General features: G+C 65.6%; 6 protein-coding genes. 3 read left to right on the forward strand and 3 right to left on the reverse strand.

The window, feature by feature from the left end:
- Positions 1-551 (forward strand): cytochrome P450 (locus QOC69_RS32990; RefSeq protein ID WP_526446698.1); only part of this gene is annotated, 551 nt, incomplete at its 5' end.
- A 6-nt stretch (positions 552-557) separates the two neighbouring features.
- Here QOC69_RS32990 and QOC69_RS32995 read toward each other — a convergent pair.
- Together QOC69_RS32995 and QOC69_RS33000 are read right to left on the reverse strand one after the other, a co-directional pair.
- Positions 558-1922, reverse strand: a complete 1365-nt coding sequence (locus tag QOC69_RS32995) for an MFS transporter (protein ID WP_526446699.1) — start codon at positions 1920-1922, stop codon at positions 558-560.
- Positions 1923-1939: 17 nt separating this feature from the next.
- Entirely contained in the window at positions 1940-2740 is an 801-nt protein-coding gene (locus QOC69_RS33000) for a crotonase/enoyl-CoA hydratase family protein (protein WP_526446700.1), read from the reverse strand.
- A 69-nt stretch (positions 2741-2809) separates the two neighbouring features.
- Between QOC69_RS33000 and fadD19 the strand changes: the two genes are divergently transcribed.
- The gene (gene fadD19, locus QOC69_RS33005; RefSeq protein ID WP_526446701.1) at positions 2810-4471 is read left to right on the forward strand and encodes a medium/long-chain-fatty-acid--CoA/3-oxocholest-4-en-26-oate--CoA ligase; all 1662 of its coding nucleotides are present in this window, start codon (positions 2810-2812) and stop codon (positions 4469-4471) included.
- A gap of 59 nt (positions 4472-4530) precedes the next feature.
- Entirely contained in the window at positions 4531-5652 is a 1122-nt protein-coding gene (locus tag QOC69_RS33010) for an NAD(P)H-dependent flavin oxidoreductase (protein WP_526446702.1), read from the forward strand.
- Between the two features lie 57 nt (positions 5653-5709).
- Here the strand turns inward: QOC69_RS33010 and lpqN are convergent.
- Positions 5710-6378 (reverse strand): envelope biogenesis lipoprotein LpqN (gene lpqN, locus QOC69_RS33015; protein WP_526446703.1); only part of this gene is annotated, 669 nt, incomplete at its 5' end.

The raw sequence follows: 6378 nt of genomic DNA on the forward strand, positions 1-6378 counted from the left end.
TGATCCTCATCGGCGGTGACGAGACCACCCGTCACACCCTGTCCGGCGGGACCGAGCAGTTGTTGCGCCACCGCGATCAGTGGGAGGCGCTGGTGGCGGATGAGCGCTTGCGCGAAGACCATGGAGGGCGGCTCGGGCTCCTTTCCAGCGCCATCGAGGAGATGCTGCGCTGGACGTCGCCGGTGAAGAACATGTGCCGCACGCTCATGGCCGACACCACCTTCCACGGCACGGACATGCGCGAGGGCGAGAAGATCATGCTGATGTTCGAATCGGCGAACTTCGACGAATCGCAGTTCGGCGATCCAGAGAACTTCCGCATCGATCGGAATCCCAACAGCCACATGGCCTTCGGGTTCGGCTCGCACTTCTGCCTCGGCAACCAGCTGGCGCGGCTCGAAGTGTCGATGATGACCAAGCGGGTGCTCGAGCGGCTGCCCGACCTTCGGCTGGCCGAGGGCGCCGACGTGCCGCTGCGGCCTGCCAACTTCGTCAGCGGGCCGGAGGCCATGCCCGTGGTGTTCACGCCGACGAAGCGGGTGCTCGATTGACGGCTGTCAGACGGGGTTGATCTCCTCGAGGTTTCGGCGCGAGGTCTTTGGCCCGATCCACGCCACCGCCGCGACGGCGATCGACAGTGCGACGAGCACGACCGTGAACATCGCAGCGGCGCCGTAGCGGTCGAGGACTGGGATGAGGACGAACGGCAGAACTGCGCTCGACAGCCGTGACAACGAATACGTCCATCCGACCGCTGTAGCACGCACGTCCGTCGGGAAGATCTCCGCCTGGTAGACGTGGTACACGTTTGAGAAGACGTTGCTGGTCGCAGTGGTCAGAAAGCCGAAAGCGACGATCAACACGGTGTTTTCGACGGTCGCGAACAACAGGCCGAATGCCGCCAGCGCGGCGATCGTCCCCATGACGAGGTACTTGCGCTCGAACCACCTCAGCAGGGGTATCGCGAGTACCGACCCGACCGGGTAGCCGAGGTAGGACAGTGCGGTGTACAGCAGTGACGAAGTGACGTCGTAGCCGCGGCTGACCAATACCAGCGCAGCCAGGGTGCCGAATCCGTAGTACCCGAACGACTGGAAGGCGTGGAACACCGCCAGCATGCCGAGTCGCTCGCGGTACGGCGAGACCGAAAGGCGCGCAAGCGGATTGGCGACCTCAGCGGATGGTGCCGGGGTAGCCGGTTCGTCTCTTGCGGCGGGCCCGCTCGGGCTTTTCTCGAATTCCCGCAGGGCAGCCCTGGCCTCGTCGACCCGTCCGACGCTTGCCAGCCACCGTGGTGACTCCGGCAGGCTACGGCGCATCAGCATCACCAGTAGAGCGCCGATGGAGCCGATCACCAACAGGATTCGCCATCCGGGGATGCCCAAGGGACTGTGCTCGGCCAACCCAAGGGACATGAACCCGAGTACTGGTACGGCGACGAATGAGCAGGTGTACGCCCACGCCGCCAGTCGGCCGCGGTGGTCCTTCGGCAGCACGTCGGACAGATACGCATCGGCGACGGGATATTCGGCACCTAGGCCGACGCCGGCCATGAACCGCGTCACGACCAGGAACCACGGGTTGGGCGAGAACGCCCCGATGAGCGTCCAGACCGAGAACCAGATCAGGTTGAACAGGAACGCGCGGCGACGACCGATCCGGTCGGCGAGGCGCCCCAGCGCGGCGGATCCGATGAACATGCCGAGGAACGAGGACGCCAGGAGCAGTTTCACTGCAGTGCCATCGAGGTGGTACTGCGCCTTCAGCGTGGTGCTGATGGTGCTCGACAGGAAGATCTCGTAGATCTCGAAGAACAGTCCGAGGCCGATGGCCACCACCACTTTGCGATGCATCGGACCGACTGCCAGGTGGTCGAGGCGCTGCCCGACTTCGGTCAGCAGCGCGCTGTTGGTCTGTGCCACCCCTGCATCTTGCGCCCCTACTTCATCTGGAAGTTGGGCGCCCGCTTCTCCTTGAACGCCATCGGGCCTTCCTTGGCGTCATCGGACAAGAACACCTTGATGCCGATCTGCGTGTCGATCTTGAATGCGTCGTTCTCGTGCAGGCCCTCGGTCTCGTGGATGGCCTTCAGGATGGCCTGGACGGCCAGTGGGCCGTTGCCGTTGATCACCTCGGCGATCTCGAGAGCCTTGTCCAGCGCAGTGCCATCCGGGACGACGTAGCCGATGAGCCCAATCGCCAAGGCTTCCGCGGCCTTGATGTGGCGTCCGGTCAGCAGCAGGTCGCACGCGATCGTGTACGGAATCTGGCGTACCAGTCGCACCGCCGAGCCGCCCATCGGATAGAGGCTCCACTTGGCCTCGGAGATGCCGAACTTGGCGCTCTCGCCCGCGATGCGGATGTCGGTGCCCTGCAGGATCTCGGTGCCGCCCGCGATGGCCGGGCCCTCGACCGCCGCGATGAGCGGTTTGGTGAGCCTGCGGCCCTTCAGCAGGCCGTCGATGCGCGACGGGTCGTAGCTGCCGTCCTTGAATGAGTCGCCCGGTGGCTTGGCCGTCGCGGCCTTGAGGTCCATCCCCGCGCAGAAGTAGCCGCCAGCACCGGTCAGGATGCACGTCCGGATCTCCGGATCCTCGTCGACGCGATCCCAGGCGTCGACCATTATCGAGAGCATCTCGGTAGAAAGCGCGTTGCGCGACTCCGGCCGGTTCAGCGTCACGATCAAAGTGTGTCCGCGCTGCTCAACCAGGGCGTCGGGGGCTTTTTGGGAGTCGCTCACGAATGTCCGCCTTCCAGCGTTGTCACCACAGACTTGTCTCGAAATGTAACACGTTCTAGTTTAGGTTCCGTGGCCTTGAATATCGCCGATCTTGCCGAGCACACCATTGACGCCGTGCCTGACCGTGTCGCCCTGATTTCGGGGGACCAGCAGCTCACGTACGCCGAGTTGGAGGAGAGGGCGAATCGACTGGCTCACTACCTGATCGACCAAGGGGTGAAGAAGGACGACAAGGTCGGCCTGTACTGCCGCAACCGCATCGAGATCGTGATCGCGATGCTCGGGATCGTGAAGGCCGGCGCCATCCTGGTGAACGTCAACTTCCGCTACGTCGAGGGCGAGCTGCGCTACCTCTTCGAGAACTCCGACATGGTTGCGCTGGTGCACGAGCGCCGCTACGCCGATCGGGTCGCCAACGTGCTGCCCGAGACGCCGAACGTGAAGACCATCCTGGTGGTGGAGGACGGCACAGAAGACCCAGCTGGTGACTTCCGACAATACGGCGGCGTCGAGTTCTACTCCGCCATCGCACAGGGTTCGCCCGAGCGCGACTTCGGCCCCCGCAGCGCGGACGACATCTACCTGCTCTACACGGGCGGCACCACCGGCTTCCCGAAGGGCGTGATGTGGCGCCACGAGGACATCTACCGGGTGTTGTTCGGCGGCACCGACTTTGCGACGGGTGAACCCATCGCCGACGAGTACGACCTGTCGAAGGCGGCGGCGGAGAACCCGCCGATGATCCGGCTGCCGATCCCGCCGATGATCCACGGAGCGACGCAGTCGGCCACGTGGATGTCGCTGTTCTCCGGTCAGACCGTGGTGCTGGCTCCTGAGTTCAACGCCGACGAGGTCTGGCGGATGATCCACGAGCACAAGGTGAACCTGCTGTTCTTCACCGGTGACGCGATGGCGCGCCCGCTGCTCGATGCGCTGCTCGCGCACCAGGAGGAGGGCAACACCTACGATCTGTCGTCGCTGTTCCTGCTGGCCAGCACAGCCGCGCTGTTCTCCACCAGCATCAAGGAGAAGTTCCTCGAACTGCTGCCGAACCGCATCATCACCGACTCGATCGGCTCCTCGGAGACCGGCTTCGGCGGCACCAGCATCGTGGCCAAGGGTCAGTCGCACACCGGCGGTCCGCGCGTCACGATCGACAAGACCACAGTCGTGCTCGACGAGGACGGCAACGAGGTGGTTCCCGGTTCGGGTGTGCGGGGCATCATCGCCAAGAAGGGCCACATCCCCGTCGGTTACTTCAAGGACGAGAAGAAGACGGCCGAGACGTTCCAGACCATCAAGGGCGTGCGCTACGCGATCCCCGGCGATTACGCCGAAGTCGAGGCAGACGGCAGCGTCACGATGCTCGGCCGCGGCTCGGTGTCGATCAACAGCGGTGGCGAGAAGATCTACCCCGAAGAGGTGGAGGCCGCGCTCAAGGGCCATCCCGACGTGTTCGACGCACTGGTGGTGGGCGTGCCGGACCCGCGCTTCGGCCAGCACGTCGCCGCCGTCGTCCAGCCGCGTGACGGCACCGGGCTGACACTGGCCGACCTCGACGCCTTCGTCCGCAAGGAGATCGCGGGATACAAGGTGCCGCGCAGCCTTTGGCTCGTCGACGAGGTCAAGCGCTCGCCCGCGGGCAAGCCCGACTACCGCTGGGCCAAGGACACGACCGAGGAACGTCCGGCCGACGACGTGCACGCCAAGCATGTGGCGGCAGGCACGTGATGGGGCGAGCGAAGCGACGGGAGAAGTAGATGGGGCGAGCGAAGCGACGGGAGAGATAGATGCGCACCGAACTGTGTGACCGCTTCGGCATCCAGTACCCGATCTTCGTCTTCACCCCGTCGGAGAAGGTCGCCGCCGCGGTCAGCAAGGCCGGCGGCCTCGGCGTGCTGGGCTGCGTGCGGTTCAACGACGCCGACGACCTCGAGGCCGTGCTGGGTTGGATGGACGAGAACACCGACGGTAAGCCGTACGGCGTCGACATCGTCATGCCGGCCAAGGTGCCCACCGAGGGCACCTCGGTGGACATCAACAAGCTGATCCCGCAGACCCACCGGGACTTCGTCGCCAAGACACTCGCCGACCTCGGCGTTCCGCCGCTGCCCGAGGACGAGGAGAAGTCCGAAGGCGTGCTGGGCTGGCTGCATTCGGTCGCCCGCTCGCACGTCGAGGTGGCGCTCAAGCACCCGATCAAGCTGATCGCCAATGCGCTGGGCTCCCCGCCAAAGGACGTCATCGACCAGGCCCACGCGGCCGGTGTGCCGGTGGCGGCGTTGGCCGGTAGCGCCAAGCACGCCCAGCGGCACGTCGACAACGGGGTCGACATCGTCATCGCCCAGGGTCACGAGGCGGGCGGTCACACCGGCGAGATCGCGTCGATGGTGCTGGTGCCCGAAGTGGTTGACGCCATTGATGGACGGGCCGCGGTGCTGGCCGCAGGTGGAATCGGCAGTGGCCGTCAGGTCGCGGCGGCGCTCGCGCTCGGCGCCCAGGGCGTGTGGATGGGTTCGGCGTTCCTGACGTCGGCCGAGTACGACCTCGGCGTGCGCACCGACGCAGGCACCTCGGTGATCCAGCAGGCCCTGCTCGCGGCGACGTCGAGCGACACCGTGCGCCGCCGCATCTACACGGGCAAGCCCGCCCGGTTGCTGAAGAGCCGTTGGACCGAGGCGTGGGACGCCGACGGCGCGCCAGAACCGTTGCCGATGCCTTTGCAGAACATCCTCGTCAGCGAGGCGCATCAGCGGATGAGCGAGTCATCGGATCCGACGACGGTCGCGATGCCCGTCGGCCAGATCGTGGGGCGGATGAACGAGATTCGGCCCGTCGCCGACATCATCGCCGAACTGGTGCAGGGATTCGAGGCCGCCACCAAGCGGCTCGACGGAATCCGGGACGACTGAAACGAGAACGCCGCCGAAGTGTTTGAACACTTCGGCGGCGCTTCGGGTTTGATGACGTCAGGGCGTGATCGTGGTGTCCGAGTCGATCACGTCGGTTGCCGCGCCGATGACTTCCTTCTGGCTGTCGAGACCGTCGGCGTTGAGCTGCAGGACGTACAGGCCGTCGGCGCCGGGGATGACGACCGTCTTCTGTGCGACGACCTTGGTCGCACCGTCGGACTCCCACGTCCCGCCGAGCTGGTAGGCCGGGTACTCGCCGAGCGTGCTGGTGGCACCCTCGTTCAGCGGCTTGTATCCGGGCAGGTTGTTCAGCTCGCCGGGTGCCAGATCGATGATCTGCTGCGGGTCGACGTCACCGGTCAGCTTCGACACGATGGCGACGATGCTCGGGGTGTACTCCGCGGCTTCGGGGCCCGAGTAGAGGATGGCGCCGTAGGCCCACTCCGGAGTGTTCTCGCCGGCAGGCTCCCAGCCCTCGGGCACCGGGAGGTTGATCGTCGGCGAGCCGGGACCGCCCATGTGGACCGGGGTTTCGGTGATGCCGTTGTCCTTGATGTAACTGGCGATGCTCGGGTTGGGGCCCGGCGCCTCCTCTGGCGAGGACTCGACCGTTGGCTTCTTCTTCGAAGTTGACGACTTGGTCGACGACTTCGAGCTCTCAGTGCTCGAACTGCTGGACGTTGCGGTCTTGGTGTCAGAGCCGCAGCCGGACAGCACGACGGCCAG

The sequence above is a fragment of the Mycobacterium sp. genome, from assembly GCF_032162105.1.
In the GTDB taxonomy this organism is placed as follows: domain Bacteria; phylum Actinomycetota; class Actinomycetes; order Mycobacteriales; family Mycobacteriaceae; genus Mycobacterium.